This is a genomic window from Collinsella sp. CLA-JM-H32B (assembly GCF_040098065.1).
Lineage (GTDB): Bacteria > Actinomycetota > Coriobacteriia > Coriobacteriales > Coriobacteriaceae > Collinsella.
Genome location: NZ_JBBNNA010000044.1, coordinates 1 through 22,593, shown reverse-complemented (window position 1 = coordinate 22,593; position 22,593 = coordinate 1). Strand labels below are relative to the sequence as shown.

The window sequence follows — 22,593 nt, the reverse complement described above, 5'->3', positions numbered from 1 at the left end:
CCAGGGCCACGGCAAGCATCGATGCGCCGCCCGAACCGGAGCCAATGAATTCTGTCGGGAAGCATCCCACGTAACCCGTTGCCTCGATAGGCGAGAACACGGCCAGCGGCAGGAGCTCGAGCGCGGCATTATGCCCCAGTGCCGAATCGGACAGCAACGGGAATGCCGGGGCCGCGACAAGCAGCGCGGAGGTAAGGGGGCCCGCGAGGACGCGCCCCGTTGCGGTCGATAGGACGGCGGAGCAAACGGATATCAAGGTTCCGCCCGCAAGAAGCGCGATAAGCAGGGCTGTGAAGACGTTTCCCGCGGTCGTGGTAGTGAGCGCGCCGTTATGGAAGAAGGCGATCGGGTACCCGATCTGCCCGAAGCCGTTTAGGGCCAAGGCGTAAATGCCCCCGGGTGCGAGGCCGGCGAGGAGCATCGCGGTCCCCGCGGCGATTATCGAAAACACGATCTGGATAAGGCGCCGGAATTTGGGCACGGGCGCCTTCGCCGCCAGGGTCCCGGGCCTTGTGGCGCCGAGCACGAGTATCGACGAGAGAAGGAAGGGGATGAAGGGAAGGAAGGACGGCGCCTGGGCAATGGCGTAGGGCAGGAAGGAGAGGAACGGCAGGTCGCTTGCGGAGGCCGGGATATCCGCGATGCCGGAGCTGCTCAGAGCGCGGCAATATGCGAGCGCCGCGTCATTGGTCTCTCGGTCCCCCACGATGGACCCGGATTGGAAGCCCTCGCCCATGAGCGCGTAGTAGCTCTCGGCAGAATCGAGACAAACGGCGGCATCGTATATATCTCTTCTCGCTCGGGTCAGCTTCGTTCGCGATATTCCCGCATGGAATCCAGCAATGAGATCTCCTGTGCACTTAAGAGAATCAAAGAAGCATCATCTTGCTGACCCGTCACTGGCGGCCGCTGCGCTCGGGGCGACTCCGGAGACCTTGCTGCTAGATTTCAAGACGCTTGGACTACTTTTTGAATCGCTGGCGCTCCATGATTTGTGGGTTTATGCGCGAGCAAACGGAATGAGTCTCTATCACTATCACGATTCTCGTGATCTAGAGGTCGATGCAGTCATTGCGGCTCCTGGCGGGACCTGGATCCCGGTCGAAGTTAAGCTCAGCTCTGCTCAAATAGAAGAGGCATCTGACAATCTTGTTGCTGTCGAGGAACGTATGGTTGCCGCCGGAAACAACCCGCCGGTTTCGAAAGTTGCAATCATTGGATTTGGCTCACAAGCCTATGTTACCGACCGCGGCGTCCAAGTTGTTCCGTTGGATGTGCTCGCGCCGTAATGCTGTTGGCGAAGTGAAATTAACGCTGCAGTTTTTAGATCTGGTTTCTGAGATCTAAACCGCGAAACGCAAAATTTCGCCGCCTGGTTCTTCGTTTGATTCGAAACGCCCGCGCAAAAGTCGAAACGGCTCGCGCGGGCGTTTCGGTTTTTCGTTTCGTATCTCAACTTGCGTCAAAACAAAACGCGAGTTTTGAAAATCGATAGCGACCGGAGGGAGCGATCATAGGCGGCTTGGCCGCCGCATGAAAATCGAATCGTTAATCCGAACCGTAATTCAAATCGCGTTACCTTTCGACAATCCAACAACGCTACGAGTCTCACCAAAGACTCTCCGCGTCATTGAAATGTCGAAAGCTGCCTCAACTTTTTCGCTGGCGTTACGAAAAACATTCGACAAAGTCGAAGGTTTGCGTCGCGGGCGCCGCAAACCCGCTGCGCGGTGATGCAAATACTCGGCATCCCTCGCATTCGCATCACCGCTTCGCTCTCGCTACAGCGAATCTCTAACACTCAGCATCCTTCGCGTTAAAAATTCGCTTCCGCTCACGGTCTTCACGCAGTTACAACGCCGCGAGGTCTCTCGCTTGGAATGAGGCCTCTCATTCCACGTCTACACTGCGTTTCGCCCAATCACCGTTCCGGAGATTGCAAGATGTACGTAAATCATGATAACCGGGCCCGTAGTCCCTGTTATCATGATTTACGAATCTTGCTTTTCTCCTGTCACGGAGAAAAGGGAAAGAGTGAACTACAGCACACTTTTTGCGTGTTGGGTTCACTCTTTCTAAAAAATTAGGCAATCATAGCAAGAGGTGACGGATGCCAATCCTCAATTTCTTGCTTACTTTTCCGGAAGCCACTCCGGAGAAAGTAGAAAAATGGCACGAAATGAATTCGTAAAGGCTCGTGTTTCTCCTGAAGAGAAAGAGATCTATCAACAACTTTGCGAACAAGCCGGTTGTACGGAAGCTGAGTTGATTCGATCTGTGCTGATTCATCGGGAAATCTCACTTGATGATCTCGATGATGAAATGCAAGTTCTCGATCGGAAGAAAAAGGCCCTCCATAAGCAACAGGAGGATTACAGGAGAGCACAGGCATCGCGTGAAACCGATGAACGTGGCGAGCCGATTTCTGAAAAAAGAAGTGTTCCGTTCCAAGTAATGCTCACTGCTCCAGAAAAAAAGGCAATTGAGCAGCGTGCAGCGGCGCTCGGTATTTCTGCAAGCGAACTGGTTCGCCGCAGCGCGATCTACGGAAAGATCGAATCATTCAATTTCGATATCGCTGAAGTGGAAAAGCTTCATCACGAGTTATTGAAGGAAGGAACGAACCTCAACCAGCTGATGTATTTTGTGAATGCTCAGGGCCTTCCCGCGTACAACGAGAAAGCTGTTTTTCGTACGCTTGAAAAGGTTTATCAAAATGCTCGAAAGGTCGACCGGTTCATCGAGAAACTTGAAAAGCGTTATCACGTCGACTATATTCCGCGCGATTATCTGGCAGATGAACCTGACAACGGAAATCTTTAAGTCGGAACGCATTTGGATCAGTTTTGCAATTGAGTGTAATTACCCGGTTGGCAATTCCGATATTTCAAAAAACGTCTTTCTGAAAAGAAAGGACGATTTTATATATCTGAGAACGTTCAGTTGTAACTACTCCGCAAAATCGAAAAGGGCCAAACCGAAGTGTCTGGCCGGACGCCAATTGTCCGGGAACTGCTTCGGATTCGACCCTCTTCTACTTTACTTCCATGGCCATGCGGAAGGCTAGTACTCCTTAACCGGATGCTTCTTACCGAAACCACCGTCGATGCCGAAACGGCAGAGCCTGTCGATGGCGCGAAGGTGCTCATCAATGGCGTTGGCGATCTGAGTGTCAACGATGCTGTCATGGTCGTTAAGGCTGCGGACCGCCTCGTCGGCGGCCATGAAGGCCTTGATGGCTTGATTGAACTGAGCCTTAAAGATGTCGACCTTCTCAACTGCGGAGGCTCGGTCTGCCATCTCGCGCTCGAGCCGATGTACGGCTTCCATTAAATCGCTCATGCTATTCCTTTCCCTCGGGTGTTCTGTCTAATATATCGCCCCGTGCGGACACGATTCTCACCTAAGGAATGGCAATGGTGTGTTCATAAACACGCAGATAGACGACTTAACAGGATTCGATTTACGGGGCGATTGAACCTGTGGTGGTGCGGATGCCCCGACCCGCGGCACGACTTAACCGCCGTTATGTTAGCGACATGTCTAACATAACGGCGGCGCAGGGCGCTCACTCCCTGCGGCAACGCCGATTCCGGGAAGGCACGCCGGGGCTATGCCGACCTGAGTATCCTCTCGGCCTTCTCGATCGCGGCCGAGCGCAGAAACTCCGACTTCCGCATCCCGCACGCGGCGGCCGCCCGTTCGATGAGGTCGGCGCCCGTCTTCGGGCACTTGAAAGACAGGTTGGCGTTGGCCTCCACCTCGGAAAGCCTGGGGCGGCCGACTCGGAGGTTCACCAGGCTCCCCTCCCAGGAGCCGGATTCGTATTCCGCGCACTCGCGCTCGATGTCCTCATCCGTGATAACGGATCCGTTTGCAAGCCTATATTCCATCAGTAACCTCTCCTTCTCGCGTTCTCGATCTCCCTTAGCGTCTTCTTGCTCGGCGGCGTCATGGCGTGGTAGACGAGCCACGCGCCGTCGGCCAGGAGGACACCGACCATCTCGATGTACCGGCCTTGCGGGTCGTAGCCCGTCCGCATCTCGCACTCCCCGGGTATGCGGACGGCCGCGAAGCGGTAGCTCTCCCACGCCGCCTCGACATCACCGTCATCTAGCTCGGGGTGCCGCTCGTGAACTCTCTGGTGTATCCGGACCATGAGCCTCCAATCTTTACGATAATATTCTACTACTATTTGGTAGTAGAATATTATCCGTCCCAACATATTCCATTAGCCGTTCGTCCCAAAACGTATGCCTCTGGGCACTCGAAAATCGAACCCTCGATGCCATGAATGTCGAGTGCCAAAACCCAGTGCCAAAACCTCGCCTTTGATTCCCATGGGAAAATCAAACTACGAGGCAGGAGGCTAAAAATGACACGATATGGATATGCCCGCGTGAGCACAAAGGACCAGAAGCTCGACCGCCAAATCGAGGCATTGGTCAACGCTGGCGTGGCCTATGAGCGCATCTTCAAAGACAAGGAGACTGGCGCACGCGAGGGCGACCGCACGCAGCAGAAAAAGTTGTTCAAAAAGATGAAGCGCGGCGATGAAGTGGTGGTCGAGTCCTGGGAGCGCCTGACCAGATCGACGAGGCAGCTGCTGAACTATGACCTGATGTTCAGGAACTTAGGAGTGAAGCTCATATCACTGAAGCAGCCCGTTGACCTCGATACTGCATTCGGCCGTTTCGTGCTGGGCACCCATGCCTGCACCGCCGAGCTCGAGCGCGACCTGATCAGGCAGCGCCAGGCCGAGGGTATCGCCGTCAAACGGAGCCGCGGTGGCAACGTCGGTGGCCGCCCGCGCATCGCGGACGTCAAGGCCGACGCTGCCGTGAAGCTCTACCTCGCCCGTGAGACGCCAATTCCCGACATCTGCGCCGCAACAGGTATCTCGAAATCGACCCTGTACCGCGTGCTCCGCGAGCGCGGGTTAGTGGGCGTCAGAAGATAAATCCGAGTGCGCTACTATATAAGAGTGCGGTATTTCTCCAACTGAAACCCTGCGTGAACGCATGACTTGAGACGCCTTTTTAGAACTCACCGATCGCAGGACGAACACAACTCAACAGCGGCCGCGTATTTGTTCCCAGCCGTACGGCGTGGCGGAGCCATGCCCGTTGTTGATTGGAGTGCCGCATCATGGCCGAAAACCAAGTCCAGTCCGAAAAGAAAATGACCAGTCTGAATGTCTCATCGGAGACCCGTGACGCCATAAAGGACATCAGCACGAGCCTTGGCCTCTCGCAGGCCGATACCGTCGCCCGCTTGGTCGACGGCTACCACCCTAACGCCACTCCCGGCATGAAGGCTGCGCTCGACGCATCGGCCGTCCTCGATGAGGCGGTCGAGCGGGTCAAGCGCATCATCGTGGGCGCTGCCGAAGCCGCCGCGATGGAGGCTCGTGCTGCCCGCGAGGACGCCGACGCCGCCAAGAAAAGTGCAACGGAACAGATTCAGAGCATCAAATCTAATTGCGTCGAGCAGGTCGCCGCCATCAAAGAGAAATTCGAGCTGGATACTGCGAGCTTGGAGATTGAGAACGATGAGCTCCACGCCACCGTCGCCGATTACCTCTCGCAGCTCAAGAAGCTCGATTCCGAGAACAATCAGCTCTTGGCAGAATCAGCCGCAAAAGACGATCGAATTGAAAGCATGAGGGGCGCGGTCGACGCCGCGGCCAAGGCTCAGGCCGATCTCAACGTCTCCCTCCTCGCCCAGCGTGACCTGATGACCGAGGTCGCCGCCCTCAAGGACCGCCTCGCCGCCTCCGAGCAGCGGGCGGCCGTGGCCGAGGCCAAGGTCGAGGTCATGACCCAGACGAGGGGCGTGTAGATATGTCCGACAAGCTAAGGCCGTCTCGCCGTGAGTTGATAACGGCAGGGCTAGTCGTCTTTTTGGTCACGGCACTCGTCTGGACTGTCATTGATGGTGCCGGCGCAAATCCGCTCACCATCAGCGGTGTCATCACCCGTCAAAATGCCGTCTGGGCTTCGCTTACGGCAGTTTCAGTGGTCATGCTCATTGGGGCTTGGCTGTTTGGCTGATGGCATTCAAAAACAATTAAGTTTGGAGTAATCGATGGAGCATCTCTCTGTTAAAAAGGCAATCAACCTAGCTCGGAACTTTGGGGTTGCGGATGTTCTGGCAGCCGCCCTAGTTATGACCTCTGGGTGCAGCCAGGCAGACGATCATCAGACGGCAGTTCAGGTCGCCGATTCTGATAACGCGCAGAAAGACGGGGTTTACGGCAAGATGAAGTATTCAGTCACCGGCGTCGAGGTGCATGATTCCCCGACTGGCGATGGCGGGAAGGTTGCCGTTGTTCGCTGGCACGCCATTAACAACCGATCGGCAGATTCATGCGCTGTTGGTAGCTACATCACGGCTTATCAAAATAAGCAGATGCTATCTCGCGGGTTTGCCGCCGATTTGCAGGAAGATCACTTCTCTTCGCAAGGGCTTGCGCCGGGAGGCGAATACGACGGTGTGTCGATTTTTGACCTCAACGACATGTCTCCCATCGAAGTGAAAGTCGACGGGATGGGTGCCGGGTCGAACTCCCTCGACCAGACTTTTGAATTGGAATAGTCCATATGGCGCCTAATTTCTAGAAACCTTCTAGAGCGCTTCTAGAAGGTTTCTAGAAGCGGGCGCAGCATCTTCGACCGGCACGATGTCTCGGTAGATAAGGCGATGCCTGGCGTCACGCCACGCGTCGCCGTGGTAGTGGCCGAAGAACCAGGCGCGGCAGCCGAGTCGCCCGTCGAGCTCGCCAAGGAATCGTTGCAGCCGGTCGTCCAGATACTCGCGTTCGCGCTCCCGGCATAGTTGCTCTGCCAGGTCGGCAGGAGCCTCGTGAGTCACAACGTAGTCGACCTTCCAGCCCACGCGATCGAGCGAGGCGCGGCAGTGCCCCATCTCTTCCACGCTCGGTATCTCCTCGGGCCACCAGTTCCTCCCCTCCCTGCGATACTGTCTGTCGTTGCTCGCGGCACCTCCCATGGTGAGGACCGTGGTCCCCGCGATGTCGTACACCTCGCCGCGCATCAGGTGCAGCACATGCGGTCGCGCCTCATGGACGAGGCCGCCGTTCCACTCCCGCACCGGCAGCTCAGCCAGGGCGTGATGGTTCTCATGGTTGCCGTCAACGAAGCACGTGGTCCAGGGCTTCGACTCGAGCCAGTCGAGCCAGTATTTCTCGGCGTTGGACCCATCCCAGACAAAGCCGAAGTCGCCGGCCACGATCACCGCGTCATCGCGCGTCAGCGTGCGGCCCAGCGGCCAATTCTTGAAGGCGAACCTGCTGGCCCCGTACTCGGCCCTGCCGTGCACGTCGCCCGTCACATAGATAGCCATCAGTACGCGCCCCACGGCAGGAGTTTGTCCCCGAGCCTCACGATCCGGTCATACAGCACCGTGTGCCGTTCGTCCGGATTGGCATCGCGATGGAAATGTCCGTAATACCAGCGCTTGTAGTCCAGGCGGTCCTCGAGCTCGTCGAGGAATCCGGTCAGCCGGTCCACATCAGGGCGTTCCCAGCCTGGGTCCGGGTAGAGCGTCGGCGAGAGCATGCGCGTCGAGCAGGTATGGGTGATGACGCAGTCGACCTTCCAGCCGACCTCGTCGAGCCTTGCCCGTGCGGCATCGAAATCGCGCTCGTCCGGGAGCTCCTGAGGCCACCAGCTGGAATACGGCACGCGGTATTCCCTGTCCACGCTCGTGGCACCGCCCATGGTGAAGACCGTCTTCCCGTCGAGCTCGAAGACCTCCCCGCGCATGAGGCGGCGGATGGACGAAGTATCCGACAGGCGCTGCGTCAGCCCGCCGTGCCACGGCTCCATGGGGCGCTCCGCCCAATGGTCGAAGCGCTCGTGGTTGCCGTCGACGAACAGCACCGTGTAGGGGCGCGACTCCAGCCAGGCGATGTCGGCGCATTCCTCGGCAGAGAAGTCCCACGGAAAGCCAAAGTCGCCGGCAACGATGAGATAGTCGTCGCCGGTAAGGCTATCGCCAAGCTCCCAGTCGCGGAGCTTTTGCATGTCGAGCCCACCGTGGATGTCGCCTGTCACATAGACCGTCATCGGATCGCCTCTTTCCGCTTGTAAGCCGCCAGCTCGCGCTCGACCTGCCTGTCGCCGGTCTCGTTGACCCACCAGGGCCATTTCACCCGGCCGCACGGCTCGCCGACTCCGGCGAACCACTCCCTCAGCTCGTCGAGGCTCACCGGGGAGTGCCCGTTGGCATCGCAACCGACGTCGTAGCGCAGAAGGCCCTGCTTGCGGTTGAACTCGTTGTACGCGCCGCCGCTGCTGTGGATGTGCCCGTGGAGGTGCCACGATCCATGGTTCATGCCCTGCCAGTCGGCCATGGGGTAATGGCTCAGGACGATCTTCTGCCCGTCGATCTTGAGCACGTAGATCGGCGGCTCCACGGTGAACGCGCCCGCGACCGCCGGCTGGGTCCAGTCCTTGTCGTGGTTTCCCGGGACGAGGTGGATACGCCTGCAGGCGATCTGCTTGCGCAGCCCGCAGGCGTCCTGGGCGGTCATCTTGAATGAGAAATCCCCTAGGATGTAGAGCTCGTCGTCCATGGCGACCCTGCCGTTGATGTTGTCGACGATGGCATCGTTCATCTGCCAAATCGTCTCCCACGGGCGGTCGGTGAACTTCAGCACGTTCTCGTGCCCGAAGTGTGTGTCGCTGGTAAACCAAATCATTCCATTGTCTCCTTGTCGCTAAAAACCGTTCTCCTTTGCGCAGTTGAGGAGACGTATTTTGAGCGACATGAGGCGTTCTGACCTCATGTTCTGTGCTCCAATCTGCCGGATTGTTCCAGCTAAAACTTTAAAACCTCGTGCGGACAGAAAACCGTGTCTCGTTTGTGGGGTCATAGTATAGGCACTGTTAGAACTAATAGCCCAAATCCGTTGCCAACTAGCCACTATTAGCAACTATTAGGCCTTTTGGACAGCCGAACTGACTAATAGCCGCTATTTGTTGGGCTGTTTTGCAACCGCGAACGCTGCCGTGGATTCTTGATACGGCGCATCGACAACAGCAATGTCAAGCGGGTAGAATGGTGCCGACGGCAGCCCAAGTTGTAGAGAGCTGGGCAGAGCCGTTGCGTTAGAAAGTTAGGTCATCGTCTTAACGACGGTGGCCTTTCTTTTTGGGCTTCGAACCCTGCTTGAGTGCCTTGGAAAGGCCGACAAGGGCCGTGAGGAGCGAGACCAGGGCGGTCAGGAACTTCACGAACTCGGTGAAATCGGTCATGGGCATCACCTCCCATCGGATGGAGGGCTCTGCCCGGCACAAGGGCTGCCGACAGCGCTGCTGATTCTAACAGAACGTCATTCTTCTTCGATCAATCCGTGCTCCACTCCCTCGCCGGAATCCAGCCTTTCCGCAGCTCGACGAAGGCGTTCTTGATTCCCGCGACCCCAAAACGGATCGTCTTCGCGCTCGTCACGGGCCTTGAGCTTGCCCCTGACTCTCTCGACGATCTTGTCAATCACTTGCCGCCGAACCTCATCCTTAACTTCCTCGCCGATCTCCTCAAATTCCAACGCCGGTCCGTACATGCTCGGCCCTTCCCTGCTCGCGACCTGTTTTCCAGCCAAGACCGTACTCGCTATTGCTTCTAATAGCCTGAACAGCTCTTCGTCCGGCCACTATTAACAACTATTAGTTCAAATCCTCCAGCCAAGCAGCCAATAACCACCATTAGCCCAGCTAAACGACTAAAAAAATCGCCCGGTGCACAGAATCTGAACAGTCACGAGACGCGTTAAACTCAACATGCGCGGCCTGTCCCGCGTGGACAGTTACAGGGCCGGCAGCGTCGCCGGCCCTGTCGCCATTCAATCAGCTGCATAAATAATATACAGGCAGATCTCCCGAGTACTCCCGTCGCCTTAGTGCGTTGCCATTCAAAGCAACGATCTGCTGCCCACGGCTCCTTAGGGGAGCCGGATAAGATCGTCGAGTATGCATCGACGCAAATATCTAAGCTCGCCGACGAACTAGCGAATGCCATCACCAGTGAACCCTAAACCTAGGACCCCTCTAGAAATCTTCTAGAGGGGTCCTAGGTTTAGTCAAAAGTGGATTCATGCAACGTTGCAGCAGTCCACCATTTCATTTGAATCGTTCGCCGCCCCTATGCCCTTTTCGGCAATTTGCTATGCCCCTTTTGGCAACTTTTGTCTGCTATGGGTTATCTCGACCCATAACAACAGCCAAAAATAACGACAATCCATTTTTAGGCCGCTAAGGTTTTAGTCACTAATATGCCTAAATCATTCAGAACTGTAACAGTTTAGTTAGAAGTGGTATATACTGTTTTCAACCGAAGGGAGGATCATCGTATGAGCAACACGCCCGTTGCGTCTAACAAAAAGCGGCTCATGATTACGCTGCCGACCGAGCTGACCGAGCAGATGGACATAAAGGCTCGTGAACTCGGTCTCACGAAATCTGGGCTCGTTGCGCTTGCGATTCAGAACCTGTTCAATGCGGAGGAGATTCGTCTTCATCAGCAAAAACAGTAGGACATATATAACGCAAAAAGGACCCTCATTAGCTTGGCGGCTTGGGTCCTTTAAGCGAAGTGTCATCAACTTGTTGGTAATATTCTACCACTTAAAACATGTTGGTGACCTTGGAAAGGTCACTTTATGGACGTAAATGGCGCTCCGCCCAGCGGGGGGAGCACGTTCAAAAACACGATTTCGAAAGAGGACTTCGCCGCCCTTCTTGCCCAGTCAAAACCGGGCGACACGCCGAGCTCGAACTCGAGTCGCGCTGCTGTTTTAAACGCGGAGTCATGGCTCAAAGATAGCTCGTCCGGCAGCGGGCGCTTCATCGCGCTCCCCTTGTCGATGATCTTGCTTCGCAAGTCGAAGGCGAAGCTGTCGCTGAACGAACTGCTCGTTCTGGCATATATCCACGGGTTCCAGCGCAGGGACCCATTGAAGGGCTGCCGGTCCAACGCAAAGACAATTGCCGAAGTCCTCGGCATCTCCCCCTCGGCACTCAGCAAGAGGCTCCAAAAGCTCAAGAGCTTCGCCCTCATTGAGAAAGAGGGACATGGCGAGGAGGTCACCTACAGGGTCGACGAGGCCAGGTGGGCGGAGTTGTGCGGCGTTGAGTTCGTCAACGCCGGGGCCCTTCACGAATGGACTTCGCACGGGACGTTCTGCAGGATCCCATTTTGGACAGTTCGCGACAGCAAACTGTCCGCGCTCGACAAGGTTCTTTTCGGCTACGTTTTCTCGTTCTTTTCGGCCAAGGAGCCCAAGCCTTTCCGGATGTCGACCCAGAACGCCGCCGACCAGCTCGCTGTCAGTAAGAGCAAACTTCGTGCCTCCCTCGAAAAGCTCGTTGGCCTGAGTCTTGTCGTAAAGACGGTCGTCTCGCCGCGCGTTCCGGCTGCGTACGATGTGAACCCGCAGGCATGCATGGAACGTGGTTCCAAGAACCTCTAATCGGGACGGACGACAGATTGCCCGTCCCTTTTTATTTGCCTCCCCCTATGCCCTTTTCGGCAATTTCCTATGCCCTTTTCGGCAATTTTTATCGAATTTAAGAAATCTCTGCTCTATTTCTGTGCCCCTTTCGGCAATTTTCTGTGCCCCTTTCGGCAATTTCTCCCTATTTCAGGCGCTTTTTCGCATTGCCTTCTATGCCCTTTTCGGCAATTTCCTGTGCCCTTTTCGGCAATTTCCTGTGCCCTTTTTGACAATGGCAGTTTCCAAAAAGGGCACAAAAAGTTTCCGAAAGGGGCACAAAAACCCGAAAACTGTGCCCTTTTTGACAACCAAAAGTTTCCAAAAAGGGCACCAATAATATCTAAAGAGGTTTTAAGAGAAAGAAAGGGGGAGAGAACTTTTTCTTTGATTTGAGATTTTTATTCACGTCCATGTCAATCACCGTTTAATCGAAAACTGATCCACTCGCAACGTACTTTCCCGGAAATAAATCCGGTACGCCCTATTGGTCTTAGCGACCAGCGAAACGTTATAGGCAAATCGGACGCTCGCTTTTACACCGGAAAGGAGAGCAATCGACCTGACTGAAATCGCTACGTCCTTGCCAACTCTCAGCGCCGGCGTCGCTTCGCTCCCCGGGCGGACTAACCCACTTAGCTGTAAACACCTGCAATTCGGCAATGGCCGAATCCGTTTTCCGGTTGCCGACATTTGTTCAACCTCACTTCAATTACCGGCAGGGAGCTACAGAATCGAAAATAAGACGTCCTATCGGTGAGGTTCGACCGGTTTTCTCACTGATAGATAAAACGGGTCTTAAATCGGCTCTCAGAGGCCCATACAAAAGAAAGCGGGCACCTGACGGTACCCGTGATTCAGATTAGATTTCCTTTTCGGCCAGATAGCGATCGAAAAGCTCCCGAGCGATATCCGATACGGACTTGTCCTCCTCGAGTGCCACTTGCTTCAGGCGTTTTCGGTAACTCTCCGGAACGTACACGGACAGCTGAACAAGCCTCTCAGATGCCCCTTCAGCGCCCTTTTTGGGGCGCCCGGCTTTCCGTACCTTAGGAGCCGGTTTCTGGGTCTCAGATGCGCTCTTAACGATTTTCTGCTGCCTCTCCTCGGCCTTTTCCGCTGCGACGTCGAAGTATGAGGTCGCCTTTTTGAACTTTGCCATTTACAGCACCTCTTCCAGCTCGTTCAGGATGTTTTCAATCGCCTGGGCGGCCTTGCCGTTTTTCGCGATCTCGTATACGGGTTTGCCCAGGGCCGCGCCCTGTTTGAATGCCGCCGCGGTCGGTACGGTGCCCAGTACGGGCAGGTCGTCGGCCTCGAGCAGTTCGAGGAACTGGCGGTCGACCGTCTGGTTTGCCGCGAAGTTGTTGACGATGATTGCAAACGACAAGTCGGGATTGGCCTCGGTGATGACCTTGATCGTTCGTTTCATCGGCTTCAACCCTAGGGTGCCCGGCTGGACCGGGATGATCGCGATGTCGGCATTTTTCGCGTACACAGCTGTCTCATCGCTCAGGAAACCAGGTGTGTCGATGACGTTCACGGCGTCCTCGTCGTCGAGCAGCCCCTTCTCGTGGTTCGCGCCGCCCTGCGGGTCCAGGTTGCCGAAGCCGACCTTGCGGCCGCGCCGCTCGAGGCCCCAGGCGATCTCGTCCGCGAACGTCGTCTTGCCGACGCCGCCCTTCTGATTGACTAGCAGGATGTTCGTCGCCATGTCCCCCCCTTTTTCTGAATAGCGTAGTCATATATTATCACATTAATATATGACTACATTAAGTAATTCTAAGTCGCAGGTAGAAATATGTGAACATACTAAGCAATTAGCATAGTACTACATCAACGCGGTTACGGCTGTGGGTTGGTTTAACCCACAGCCGGGCTAAAGTTGCCAAAAGGGGCACAAAGGACAATACGGTTACAAGGTCGCTGATTGCGAGACGGAGGCCCTTGCGACCGCCGACGCGGCGAGGCGGTTACGCGAGTGGGAACGCAAGGGCAAAAACGCATTGTCGCTGAACCGGTGAGTCAGTATTCTTTAGTGTTAGATGATGGATATTGAAATTAATTAGCGAGATAATGTGCATATCTCATAATGTATGCGTTTCACCATGAGAGAGGGGTCTGTCATGAGCTGGAAACCGAGAAAATGCGTTATCGCCGGTCTCGTGATAACCGGTCCTGGCAGCGGCTTGTTTGCAACCGCAATGACATTCACTTGCATGTTCTAAAAGGCAGTTGCCATGCTGTCGCAAAATCAATCGAGATACTTGACCACAATCGGCTTTGCCCTGCTTGCATTACTCTTTGCTAGCGACCTTTTGCTGAAACCGCCCAAGGAACTCGTTTCGCTTGCCATAGCCTGCATTTCCGCCCTTTACTTTACGGCAACCCTATTCGTCGGACTAAAGGAGAGGAAAAAGGGCGCAGTCGTTGCATCTGCCGTAGGCGTGATCATAGCCATTGCCTCATTCTTTATCTGACACATTGGTGATCTAGGGGCGATATCGTAGGAATACGACCGGGAGAGCCGGGACCATAGGCTCCGGTAAGAACCTTCGCCATGCCCCACGCATCGACCCCGATGATTTCCCCGCCGGACGCCCCGATGGCCACGGCCTCCGGCGTCCACGCGATTTCATCGTCCGTGAGGCGGATGGGTGTGACGCTGCCGACGTCCATCCGCCTCACGACCTCATCCCACTCGTCGCACCAGCCCGGCTTGAGCCATTTGATGACGGTCGGACGCGAGACGCCAAGGACGCACGGGCGCAGCTCGAGCTCTAATACATGAGGTACCAGCTTGTAATGCGTGAACATATGACTACATTAACATGGTCATGTATTACCGAACGTTATATGCTGCGCCGGACCCGCCCGTCTGTTATCTTGGGGGCGACAGTTTCTTGCAAGGAGGCAGCCATGCTCCAGAGTGTCTTTGGATCCGATGGCCAGATCCATCTTGAGAACCAGGTCAGCAGCCAACGTTTCGACCTCACCACGGGCGAAGTGAAAACGGCCATCCCGACCGCTGAGAACATGAGCGCCGTCTTCGGCAAGGATGGCGTGGAGACGGAGATTCAGGTGGGGCAGATGCGCCAAACACTGGGCAAGCCTGGCTTCGATTGGCTGTTTAATAAGCACTAACGGTTGAGTTATTGCAGCACAATCGCAGCTGTAAATATGTGACCATATGACTATGCCAACATGTGCGCACAGTCATATGGTCACAGTTGTAGATCGGTTTAATCTGTGGTCCTTAAGCTGAAGCTGCCTCAACGAACCGTGGCTGGCGAAACGAAAAAAAGAATCCATTTTTTGGGATTCCCCTTTCCGAGTCGTTATGCGATTTGTCCTACATCTGCCCGCGGCGCTTCTTCTGGTCGAGGAAGACGCCGGCCGCCACAAGGACGGTACCGCCGATGAGTCCCGCGCAGCGGACTCCGGGCGAGGGCTGGAGCAAGTTGATGGAAGACCTTACCGATTTGCGGAAGGTTTTGCCCGAAGAATCCGGCACCGCCGGATTCTTTTGGAACGGCCTCCCGTTTGATTGCTTTCCTATCGCTTGCTCCCAGACTGGGCGTCTAAAAAGGCGGCCGAACCGGCCGCCCACAAATAAATAAACATTTACCGAATGTAAGAGGAGAGGAACATATGTCCATTATTCCCAGTGACCGGCAACATCGACGACCCAATGCTGCCCCGTAGCCTTCTGTTCATAATGTCCCTGGTCCTCAGAGGTAGTATACGAATCATTGATATATGCTCCATGGTCTTGGCCTTGTTCCCACATTGCGTCACTATGAGCTGACCAAGCGGCTATAGAATCGAAAGATGCACCGCATGCACTACAAATGTAACGTTCATGACGCGTATATACCACATTCGGCACCCAGGCCTGGCTGTAATCAGTCTCCCAGTGGCCCTGCTCGGCAACCCACTTCTTCTGGCTACCGCCGTTGGAAGAGGAATTGTTGCTGCCAGAGCCCTGCGAATTGCCGGAATTCTGCTTGGACTGGGAGGAATCGCCCTTGCTGTCCGACTTCGAGGAATCGGAAGACTTGTTATCCTCCTTCTTGGAGTCATCGGACTTCTGGTCCTTGTCGTCGGATTCTTTCTTCTCCTCGGTCTTGGTTCCAGAGGCTTGCGCCGCCTTTTCTTCGCTTGGCTTCTTTTTGTCTTTATTCTTTACCGCTGTGGCGGCCCTTTCCGTAGAGCCGCTTCCTTGCTTTGCAACGCTGGCACATCCAAGTTGAGGTGCCGAAAGGCACACCAGAAGCGCAACGATAATAGCCTTTGTTCTCACACCGATCTCCCTGCCCATGAAACCGGGCGTTGGACACCAGCCGATATCCAACGCCCGGCTCGCTTTTACATCTGCTCGCGGCGCTTCTTCCGGTCGAGGAAGACGCCGGCTGCCACGAGGACGGTACCGCCGATGGCGAACGTCTCGCCGATGAGTCCCGCGCGGTCGCCGGTCTGGGCGAGGCTGCCGGGCTGGGCGGTATCCTTGCCGGCGAGGTGCTTCGGGGTGTATGCCGCCTGCTGCTTTGCGACCTCCTCTGCCTCCTGTCGTGCGATCTCATCGGAAAGCTTCTGCTCCGCCGCGATGCGGTCGGACTTCGCCTGCTCGTAGGCGGCGAGTGCCGCATCATAGCCGGACTGGAGCCCGTCCACCGCGGCCTGCTTCTCGTCCAGGATGGCCTTGGCAGGAGCGACCTTGGCACGTGCCTCGACTGCTGCGGCGAAAAGCGCGTTGAGGGCGTCATCCGCGTTCACATCATGGCCGGAAGCGATCGCCGCGCCGGCATCGATGGAGTTCAGCTTCGACAGCTTGGCGTCTGCCTGCGCCTTTGCCTGCTCGGCGGCGGAGACCAGGGACTCGGCGGCGATGGCATCCGCCTTCGCGGCATCGAGCGCGGCCTTGGTGTCATTGACAGCCTTTACTGCATCCTGCTCGCGCTGCTGTGTCTCTGCGAGCTTCGCGGCAAGACCGGTGAGGATGTCGAGGTTCGACTGTGCGCCCACAAGATCGGTCTGGGAGCCGGTGAGCCTGTCGGCGGCAACGCCGGTGTCGGCCTTTGCGGCATCGACGGCACGCTGGGCATCCGCGAGGGCGCGTGCGGTGCCGTTCGCCTTTTGCTTGGCGGCTGCGAGGACTGCCGCCTTCTCGGCCTGGTCGGCTGCCGCCGCGTCATGGACGCTCTTTGCGGTATCGACCGCCTTCTTGGCGTCGGCGACGTCCTGGAAGAACTTCGCGAGGTCGGCGTTCGCATCGTCCACGCCCTGCTGCTTAGCAGCGGTGTCCGCCTTGGCGGAATCCAACTTAGACTGTGCGGTCATTACGGCTGCGTTGGCAGCATCAAAGGCGACCTGCTTCTGCTGGACGGTCGACTTTGCCGTATCGACTGCCGCGTTGGCGGCATCGAGGTCCGATTTCGCCGCATCAAGCTCGGTCTGGGCATCCGTGACGCCCTGCTGCTTGGCGGCGACATCAGCCTTGGTGGCATCGACGGCACGCTGGGCATCGGCAACACCCTGCTTTGCGGCATCGACACCTGCCTGTGCGGAATCCACCGCGACCTGCTTCTGCTGGACGGTTGTGGCGGCGCCGGCGGCTGCCTGCTTCTTGGATGCGAGATCGGCCTTGGCTACGTCGAGTGCGCTCTTGGCGTTCTTGAGGCCGTTGATATAGGAGGTCAGCTTCTGCTCGTACTCGTCGACGGACATGGGATTCATGTTCCAGCCTGAACCTGCCCAACCAAGGTTTGCGGTATCGAGGCTGTCGGTCTGCCAGCCGTTCAAGGTTCCCTTGCTGCAGACTGCCATGCCCATATAGCCGATTTCGGGGCTGATGACATGCAGGTAGTGACCGACGGTTGCGGGATATCCGGCAACCTTGAAGTGCTGGTTGACATAGGATTCAATCCCGCTATGCGTCTTGTAGAAATCTACGGCATCCTTACCGGTTAGACCGGTGACGCCATAGAGCTCCTGAACCGCCTGATCGAAGAAAGCCTTTTCTTGGTCAACCCACTGCGGTTTCGGATCGGTTCCATAATTCCATGCGAGGTTTTCGGTCGTATCGAACTGCATGGAATGTCCAAACTTGACATCGGAATAGTTTGCGTTGGCTATCGCCGCTGCAATGAGCTTATAGGTGACCTGGAGTTCGGAGAGACCGACGGACTTGCGATACTCGTTGATGGACTTCATGTACGGGATTGCCGCGAGCATGTTGTCGAGACTGGTCGCATCGAGACTGTTTCCGATTTCGGTGTAGTCCTTGTACGTGCAGTTCTGGATGATATCGATGGCCGAATCGGCGCCCATGGCACGGAAGAAGCCGATGGCCCCCTGCTTGAACTGCGCGTCGGCGGAGTCGAGTTTCGCCAGTGCCTCGTCGACCTTCTGCTGCGCGGCGGTCACGGAGGCGTCTGCGGTATCCTTTGCGGTCTTGGCGTTCGCGAGCTCTACGTCGGCGGCTGCCTTGGCGGACTCGGCATCCTTGACAGCCTGCTTCGCTGCATCCAGCTTGGCGATGGCGTCGACGTTCGCCTGCTTGGCGGCATCGAGGTCGGCGTTCGCGGCATCGAGTGCGGACTGGGCGGCGTTCACACCGGATTCGGCATCGGCCGCGGCCTGCTGCTTTACGGAGAGGGACGCCTGGGCATCATTCAGGTCGGCCTGTGCCGTTGCCGCAGCGGACTGTACCTGCTCGAGCTCGGACTCGCACTGAGACTGTGCCGCTTGTGCGGCAGCGAGGGCTGCCTCTGCGTCCGCGACCTTCTGTTTTGCCGCATCGCACTCCGGACCGCTGGCGCCTGCCTCCGCTGCGGCGAGGTCGGCTTTCGCCTGCTCATAGGCGGCGCTGGCTGCTGCGGCCTTCGCATCCGCCGCGTCCTTGTTCTGCCTGGCTGCAGCGAGGACAGAATCGGCGGAATCCTTTGCAGACTGGGCCGCAACCAGCTTGGACTGGGCATCGGCAAGCGTCGCGTTGGCGTTGGCGAGATTGGCCTGTGCCCTGTCCACGGCAGCCTGGGCGTCGCGCACGGCCTGCTCGGCGGCACTGATTGCCTCCGGGGTGGCGCTTACGGCATCGGCCTTGGCCTTATCGAGGGCATCCTTGGCATTCTGGGCCGCCTTGATGGCGGACTGGTACGCTTCGTCCTTCTCGGATGCATCCGCCTTGGCGTCTGCGAGACCCGCCTTCGCCTGCTCGAGGTCCTTGCCGGCGGCATCGGCGGCGTCCTTGCCCTCCGCGACCTGACGGGCGTACTCGTCCATTGCCGCTCGGTCGGCTGCCGTACCGGCGTTGACTGCAGAATCGTAGGATGCCTTGGCCTGGTCGCGGGCGGAAGCCGCCTCGTTGTAGGGGCCGGCGACCTCATCGTAGGATGCCTTGGCGGCGTCCTCCTTCGCCTTCGCCTCGTCGACTGCCTTCTGCAGGTCCGCGATGGTCTGTGCGACGGATTTCGTGCCGGTACCGGATGCCGCGCCGGCGTGGGCGGCGATCGGCGACATCACGGCGGGGTGCTGCGTGCCCCCGTCACCGGTCTGGGCGAATGCCGTGAACGGTGAGATGAGGCTCGATCCGGTCATGGCGGCCATGGTCGCCGCGGTGACGGTCAGACGCGCGATCCCCTTCGGAGTGTGAATCTTTTTGTTTGGCAGTGCGGCGAAGTGATCGCCACCGGCAGCGAAGTGCTTTCCCTGGGTCATTGTGCTGTTCCATTCCTTTTCCGTGCCCTATCCGACTGGGCATCAGAGCGCTTTCCAATAGAGATAATTATGCGCCTTAACTGGGATTGTTGTATATAGTCCGTTGGCTTTTATACAACAATCCATGACTCTTTTTGTCATGGATACGACGCTTCAGAAATCATTCGGCATGAGATGCAAAGAGCTCCGCGCTGGACTCGGGTGCAGTCAGGAGCAGTTCGCCAATTTGATTGAAATGGATCGTTCCTACTACGCGAGCATTGAAGTAGGTCGGCGTAATGTCAGCCTTTCAAATCTCAAGAAGATTGCCGACGGATTTCAAATCAGCATTGCTGAACTCATGAGAGGCGTCAGCTAAATTTATCCGTCTCATAGTTCACAGTGGGTCTCGTTGATTAGTGCCTTAAGAAAAATGGAAATCGTCCCAATAAGTCATCGTTATTTGTCCCAATAAGTCATCGTTATTTGTCCCAATAAGTCATCGTTATTTGTCCCAATAAGTCATCGTTATTTGTCCCAACGACGCAGATAGACAGTATAATTTCAAGTGGATGATTGGAGGGAAAGGCGATGGATAGGTATATAGGACGGTGCGTCGACTGCTTGGTCGAGCGCGACCTTGGCATTTTCGGTGCCGTGCTCATTCAGGGGCCGAAATGGTGTGGAAAGACAACGACAGCCCAGAGATTTGCCGAGTCATCGTTATCTCTCTCCGACCCATCTGGCGGTTTTGCGGCCCTCCAGCTCGCTCGTCTCGATCCGGCCCAAGCAATTGTCGGACCGACCCCGAGGCTTGTCGACGAATGGCAGGAAGAACCGAAGCTATGGGATGCCGTGCGATTCGAATGCGATGTCAGGGGAGGGGAGCCAGGACAGTTCATTCTCACCGGATCTGCGACGCCGCGAGCCGAGAACCAGCCGATGCACAGCGGTGTGGGTCGAATCGCCCGTTTGCGGATGGATACCATGACGCTTTTCGAGCTCGGTATTTCGTCGGGAGCGGTCTCGCTTGGTGCGCTGCTCGATGGCGATTCCGTTGCGGCGTCACTCGGATCCATCGCCGGTATCGCCGGTATCGCGGATTTGCTCTGCCGCGGCGGTTGGCCCCAAGCGGTCGGTAAGACAACTGCCGACGCAATGCGGATAGCCGCCGCCTATATTGACGGTGTTTGCGAGTCTGACGTTTCGAGGGCGGATGGAGTGAAACGCGACCCGGTTAAGGTAAGGGCCTTGCTCTCGTCGCTTGCACGCAATGAATCGACTCTTGCCGGCATGAGGTCCATCGAAAGGGATTTGGGCGTTGACGTCTCAAAGAATACGATTACCGGCTACATGGACGCGCTGCGCCGTATCAATATCGTCGACGATGTCCCCGCGTGGCATCCGGCTCTCAGGTCGCCGGTGAAGTTGCGGCAGGGCGCGAAGCGGCACCTTGCGGACTCATCGCTCGCCGTCGCCCTCATCGGTGCGGACCCGGAGTCGTTGTCATCCGATCCGAAGACCCTTGGCTTGCTCTTCGAATCCCTTGTGCTGCACGATCTCAAGGTTTACGCGGCGGCCAGCGATGCGACCGTATCTCACTACCACGACGCTGACGACCTAGAGGTCGACGCGATTGTCCATCGTCGTGACGGCTCGTGGGTTGCCGTTGAGGTTAAGCTCGGGAGCCCCCAAGTCCCAGAGGCAGTGGAAAATCTGCTTCGACTTGAGCGAAAGCTGGTCGATCGCGGGGAGAGGCCGCCTGCGGCGAAACTCATCGTCATCGGGTTTGGTATGCCGGCTCACGTAACTAGCGAAGGCATCGTTGTTGCTCCGGTCGATACGCTCGGAATCTAAATTATTGTTATTTGCATTTCCAGAAATCCTCTATCTAGACGCCTCCTAGAGGATTTCTGGAAACAACCGGTATTTTGATCTGGGCTACGAAAGGTTACGGGTCCAGATTCCGTGCTGCGTGGAGCCGGTGATCTTGTATCCGTGGCGGTCGATTCACGCCGCAAGCCTGTCCCAGTCGATGCGTTTCCAGTTGCCGCACGGCGCGTGGTTCACGATGAGCCCGCCGGCGACCATGAGCGCGTGGTTGCGTGCCTTGCGCGCCTCGCGCGCGAGCGCCCTCTTCTTGTCCGAAATCTGGACCTCGGCCTGTTTCTTCTTGCATTGAAGCCTGAACCAGGTTCAGTTGACATGGTTAAAAACGAGGGGCGACGCTTTTGCGTCACCCCTCGTCCCGGCCGGTTGCTTTAGTTGTACACACGGTAGTTACACTTGAACTGGGTTATGTGTCCATAGCTGGAGCGGTACCAACCCGACGTATAGCTGATTGCCTCTGCGCCTAGATAGTCGTAGCCCTTGTTGTAGCGAAGCTGACGGTAGGTCGTGTCGTACTCTGCTACGTAAAACGCGTCTCCAGAGAAGGCTTTGTACCGGTCCTTAACCGTCGAAGCCATGTACGCGGGTTCGACATCGCCTTTCTCCCCGTTGAGCGCATAGACGGGTGCCGCGATTCCGCATAAAGCCGTTGCCACGAGGATGGCGTAGACAGCCATGCGCGACGCATTGGACTTCAGCTGTTCAAATAGTTTCATGTCATTCACCTCGCTCGTATGTATCGAGGTATTCCTGCTTGAGCGTCTGCGAGGACGACTCGGTCTTTTCCACGAGCGTGCCGGCCTCGATGAAGTAGAACGAGTCGGTGAGGTCTGCCAGGTCGTCGAGCAGGTGGCTTGAGATGAGCACGCTGCGTCCCCGCGCCACCTCGCTGCGCATCGCGTCGCAGGAGGTTTTCCGCTTTCCCGGATCGAGGCCGTTCAGCGGTTCATCGAGGATGAGGTACGGGCAATCGGTCGATATCGCCATGGCAAGCTTTACCTGCTGCTTCATTCCTGTCGAGAGTTTACGGGTCGGCTTGTCGAGATATGGGGAGATTCCGAGGGAGTCGCAGAGCGAGTCGATGTCGGCGGCCGATTTCCACGCCTCCCTAACGAAAGCAAGGTGCTCGCGGGCCGATAGCGTGGGGTAGAGATCCGCGCCGCCCGAAGAGCTCAGGTAGACGAGTTCTGCGAATTCGGCTGATCGGCGTTGGCTGATTCCGTCTGCCGCCAGGCTTCCCGAGCGGATGCGGGTGGGAAATTGGCCCGACAGCGCTTCAAGAAAGGTGGTTTTCCCCGAGCCGTTGGGGGCAACGAGGCCCGCCGCCGTTCCCGGGCTCAGGAGAAGCGACCCGATCGAAAGTATCGTCGTGCTCCCGTATCCCACGCTCGCGTCCAGAAGCTCGAGCCCATGGTGCTTTTTCGCGGGTCCAGCCTGTTTGGGCGAACGCGTCGCAACGGCGCCGACCGCGAAAAGGACCGCGACGTATA

At 56.9% G+C, this 22,593-nt stretch carries 29 protein-coding genes; 12 read left to right on the top strand and 17 right to left on the bottom strand.

Annotated elements, in window-relative coordinates; genetic code table 11:
• Positions 1 to 736, bottom strand: a 736-nt coding sequence (locus tag AAA138_RS10045; protein ID WP_349090700.1) for a hypothetical protein, incomplete at its 3' end; no start/stop codon positions are given.
• A gap of 49 nt (positions 737 to 785) precedes the next feature.
• Here AAA138_RS10045 and AAA138_RS10040 point away from each other — a divergent pair.
• Together AAA138_RS10040 and AAA138_RS10035 are read left to right on the top strand one after the other, a co-directional pair.
• Positions 786 to 1,289 carry a DUF4143 domain-containing protein gene (locus tag AAA138_RS10040; RefSeq protein WP_349090701.1) on the top strand — a complete coding sequence of 168 codons (504 nt, stop codon included), beginning with the start codon at positions 786 to 788 and terminating at the stop codon, positions 1,287 to 1,289.
• A gap of 814 nt (positions 1,290 to 2,103) precedes the next feature.
• On the top strand, positions 2,104 to 2,823 hold the full coding sequence (locus tag AAA138_RS10035) for a hypothetical protein (protein ID WP_349090699.1): 720 nt from the start codon (positions 2,104 to 2,106) through the stop codon (positions 2,821 to 2,823).
• 240 nt (positions 2,824 to 3,063) lie between these two features.
• Here the strand turns inward: AAA138_RS10035 and AAA138_RS10030 are convergent, their stop codons facing one another.
• The 3 genes from AAA138_RS10030 to AAA138_RS10020 all read right to left on the bottom strand — a co-directional run bounded on the left by AAA138_RS10030 (position 3,064) and on the right by AAA138_RS10020 (position 4,159).
• Positions 3,064 to 3,342 (bottom strand): hypothetical protein, encoded by a 279-nt coding sequence (locus AAA138_RS10030; RefSeq protein WP_260699952.1) that lies wholly within the window; start codon positions 3,340 to 3,342, stop codon positions 3,064 to 3,066.
• Between the two features lie 269 nt (positions 3,343 to 3,611).
• Positions 3,612 to 3,893 (bottom strand): DUF1778 domain-containing protein, encoded by a 282-nt coding sequence (locus AAA138_RS10025; RefSeq protein WP_196033714.1) that lies wholly within the window; start codon positions 3,891 to 3,893, stop codon positions 3,612 to 3,614.
• Positions 3,893 to 4,159, bottom strand: coding sequence for a hypothetical protein (locus tag AAA138_RS10020; protein WP_260699955.1), 267 nt, complete (start codon positions 4,157 to 4,159; stop codon positions 3,893 to 3,895). The genes AAA138_RS10025 and AAA138_RS10020 overlap by 1 nt, the downstream gene beginning before the upstream one ends.
• Positions 4,160 to 4,294: 135 nt before the next feature.
• On the opposite strand from AAA138_RS10020, the gene AAA138_RS10015 reads away from it, so the two are divergent.
• The 4 genes from AAA138_RS10015 to AAA138_RS10000 all read left to right on the top strand — a co-directional run bounded on the left by AAA138_RS10015 (position 4,295) and on the right by AAA138_RS10000 (position 6,597).
• On the top strand, positions 4,295 to 4,960 hold the full coding sequence (locus AAA138_RS10015; RefSeq protein WP_349090698.1) for a recombinase family protein: 666 nt from the start codon (positions 4,295 to 4,297) through the stop codon (positions 4,958 to 4,960).
• A gap of 188 nt (positions 4,961 to 5,148) precedes the next feature.
• Positions 5,149 to 5,841: a hypothetical protein gene (locus AAA138_RS10010; protein ID WP_349090697.1), complete on the top strand. Its 693-nt coding sequence runs from the start codon at positions 5,149 to 5,151 to the stop codon at positions 5,839 to 5,841.
• A 2-nt stretch (positions 5,842 to 5,843) separates the two neighbouring features.
• Positions 5,844 to 6,053: a hypothetical protein gene (locus tag AAA138_RS10005; RefSeq protein ID WP_349071542.1), complete on the top strand. Its 210-nt coding sequence runs from the start codon at positions 5,844 to 5,846 to the stop codon at positions 6,051 to 6,053.
• A 34-nt stretch (positions 6,054 to 6,087) separates the two neighbouring features.
• Positions 6,088 to 6,597 carry a DUF5067 domain-containing protein gene (locus AAA138_RS10000; RefSeq protein WP_349090696.1) on the top strand — a complete coding sequence of 170 codons (510 nt, stop codon included), beginning with the start codon at positions 6,088 to 6,090 and terminating at the stop codon, positions 6,595 to 6,597.
• A 30-nt stretch (positions 6,598 to 6,627) separates the two neighbouring features.
• On the opposite strand, the gene AAA138_RS09995 is transcribed toward AAA138_RS10000, so the two are convergent.
• From AAA138_RS09995 to AAA138_RS09975, 5 genes are all read right to left on the bottom strand, one after another.
• Positions 6,628 to 7,365, bottom strand: a complete 738-nt coding sequence (locus tag AAA138_RS09995; RefSeq protein ID WP_349090695.1) for a metallophosphoesterase — start codon at positions 7,363 to 7,365, stop codon at positions 6,628 to 6,630.
• A complete protein-coding gene (locus AAA138_RS09990) occupies positions 7,365 to 8,090 on the bottom strand; it encodes a metallophosphoesterase (protein WP_349090694.1) in 726 nt (241 codons plus the stop codon). Before AAA138_RS09990 ends, AAA138_RS09995 begins: the two co-directional genes overlap by 1 nt.
• The gene (locus tag AAA138_RS09985; protein WP_349090693.1) at positions 8,087 to 8,725 is read right to left on the bottom strand and encodes a hypothetical protein; all 639 of its coding nucleotides are present in this window, start codon (positions 8,723 to 8,725) and stop codon (positions 8,087 to 8,089) included. Before AAA138_RS09985 ends, AAA138_RS09990 begins: the two co-directional genes overlap by 4 nt.
• A 430-nt stretch (positions 8,726 to 9,155) precedes the next feature.
• Positions 9,156 to 9,281 carry a hypothetical protein gene (locus AAA138_RS09980; RefSeq protein WP_349090692.1) on the bottom strand — a complete coding sequence of 42 codons (126 nt, stop codon included), beginning with the start codon at positions 9,279 to 9,281 and terminating at the stop codon, positions 9,156 to 9,158.
• Positions 9,282 to 9,358: 77 nt separating this feature from the next.
• Positions 9,359 to 9,628 (bottom strand): hypothetical protein, encoded by a 270-nt coding sequence (locus AAA138_RS09975; protein ID WP_349090691.1) that lies wholly within the window; start codon positions 9,626 to 9,628, stop codon positions 9,359 to 9,361.
• A gap of 747 nt (positions 9,629 to 10,375) precedes the next feature.
• Between AAA138_RS09975 and AAA138_RS09970 the strand changes: the two genes are divergently transcribed.
• A complete protein-coding gene (locus AAA138_RS09970; protein WP_349090690.1) occupies positions 10,376 to 10,558 on the top strand; it encodes a hypothetical protein in 183 nt (60 codons plus the stop codon).
• Positions 10,559 to 10,684: 126 nt separating this feature from the next.
• Positions 10,685 to 11,494 (top strand): hypothetical protein, encoded by an 810-nt coding sequence (locus tag AAA138_RS09965; protein ID WP_349090689.1) that lies wholly within the window; start codon positions 10,685 to 10,687, stop codon positions 11,492 to 11,494.
• 883 nt (positions 11,495 to 12,377) lie between these two features.
• On the opposite strand, the gene AAA138_RS09960 is transcribed toward AAA138_RS09965, so the two are convergent.
• Together AAA138_RS09960 and AAA138_RS09955 are read right to left on the bottom strand one after the other, a co-directional pair.
• Positions 12,378 to 12,677: a hypothetical protein gene (locus tag AAA138_RS09960; RefSeq protein ID WP_349090688.1), complete on the bottom strand. Its 300-nt coding sequence runs from the start codon at positions 12,675 to 12,677 to the stop codon at positions 12,378 to 12,380.
• Positions 12,678 to 13,229 (bottom strand): ParA family protein, encoded by a 552-nt coding sequence (locus AAA138_RS09955; RefSeq protein ID WP_349090687.1) that lies wholly within the window; start codon positions 13,227 to 13,229, stop codon positions 12,678 to 12,680.
• A gap of 526 nt (positions 13,230 to 13,755) precedes the next feature.
• Here AAA138_RS09955 and AAA138_RS09950 point away from each other — a divergent pair.
• Positions 13,756 to 13,995, top strand: a complete 240-nt coding sequence (locus AAA138_RS09950; RefSeq protein WP_022093933.1) for a hypothetical protein — start codon at positions 13,756 to 13,758, stop codon at positions 13,993 to 13,995.
• Here AAA138_RS09950 and AAA138_RS09945 read toward each other — a convergent pair.
• Positions 13,988 to 14,332 carry a hypothetical protein gene (locus tag AAA138_RS09945; RefSeq protein WP_349090686.1) on the bottom strand — a complete coding sequence of 115 codons (345 nt, stop codon included), beginning with the start codon at positions 14,330 to 14,332 and terminating at the stop codon, positions 13,988 to 13,990. The genes AAA138_RS09950 and AAA138_RS09945 overlap by 8 nt on opposite strands.
• A 102-nt stretch (positions 14,333 to 14,434) precedes the next feature.
• Between AAA138_RS09945 and AAA138_RS09940 the strand changes: the two genes are divergently transcribed.
• The gene (locus AAA138_RS09940; protein WP_349090685.1) at positions 14,435 to 14,659 is read left to right on the top strand and encodes a hypothetical protein; all 225 of its coding nucleotides are present in this window, start codon (positions 14,435 to 14,437) and stop codon (positions 14,657 to 14,659) included.
• A gap of 208 nt (positions 14,660 to 14,867) precedes the next feature.
• Here the strand turns inward: AAA138_RS09940 and AAA138_RS09935 are convergent, their stop codons facing one another.
• From AAA138_RS09935 to AAA138_RS09925, 3 genes are all read right to left on the bottom strand, one after another.
• A complete protein-coding gene (locus AAA138_RS09935) occupies positions 14,868 to 15,029 on the bottom strand; it encodes a hypothetical protein (RefSeq protein ID WP_349090684.1) in 162 nt (53 codons plus the stop codon).
• A 144-nt stretch (positions 15,030 to 15,173) separates the two neighbouring features.
• Complete coding sequence (locus AAA138_RS09930; RefSeq protein ID WP_349090683.1) at positions 15,174 to 15,869, bottom strand: hypothetical protein; 696 nt, start codon at positions 15,867 to 15,869, stop codon at positions 15,174 to 15,176.
• Between the two features lie 14 nt (positions 15,870 to 15,883).
• Positions 15,884 to 19,234, bottom strand: a complete 3,351-nt coding sequence (locus AAA138_RS09925) for a CAP domain-containing protein (RefSeq protein WP_349090682.1) — start codon at positions 19,232 to 19,234, stop codon at positions 15,884 to 15,886.
• A gap of 124 nt (positions 19,235 to 19,358) precedes the next feature.
• Here AAA138_RS09925 and AAA138_RS09920 point away from each other — a divergent pair, with 124 nt between their 5' ends.
• Positions 19,359 to 19,592 (top strand): helix-turn-helix transcriptional regulator, encoded by a 234-nt coding sequence (locus tag AAA138_RS09920; protein WP_196033659.1) that lies wholly within the window; start codon positions 19,359 to 19,361, stop codon positions 19,590 to 19,592.
• 212 nt (positions 19,593 to 19,804) lie between these two features.
• Positions 19,805 to 21,070, top strand: a complete 1,266-nt coding sequence (locus AAA138_RS09915; protein ID WP_161145597.1) for a DUF4143 domain-containing protein — start codon at positions 19,805 to 19,807, stop codon at positions 21,068 to 21,070.
• Positions 21,071 to 21,474: 404 nt separating this feature from the next.
• Here AAA138_RS09915 and AAA138_RS09910 read toward each other — a convergent pair whose 3' ends face one another.
• Positions 21,475 to 21,819, bottom strand: coding sequence for a hypothetical protein (locus tag AAA138_RS09910; protein ID WP_349090681.1), 345 nt, complete (start codon positions 21,817 to 21,819; stop codon positions 21,475 to 21,477).
• 1 nt (position 21,820) lies between these two features.
• Positions 21,821 to 22,593: ABC transporter ATP-binding protein (locus AAA138_RS09905; protein ID WP_349090680.1), on the bottom strand; the 773-nt coding region annotated here is incomplete at its 5' end.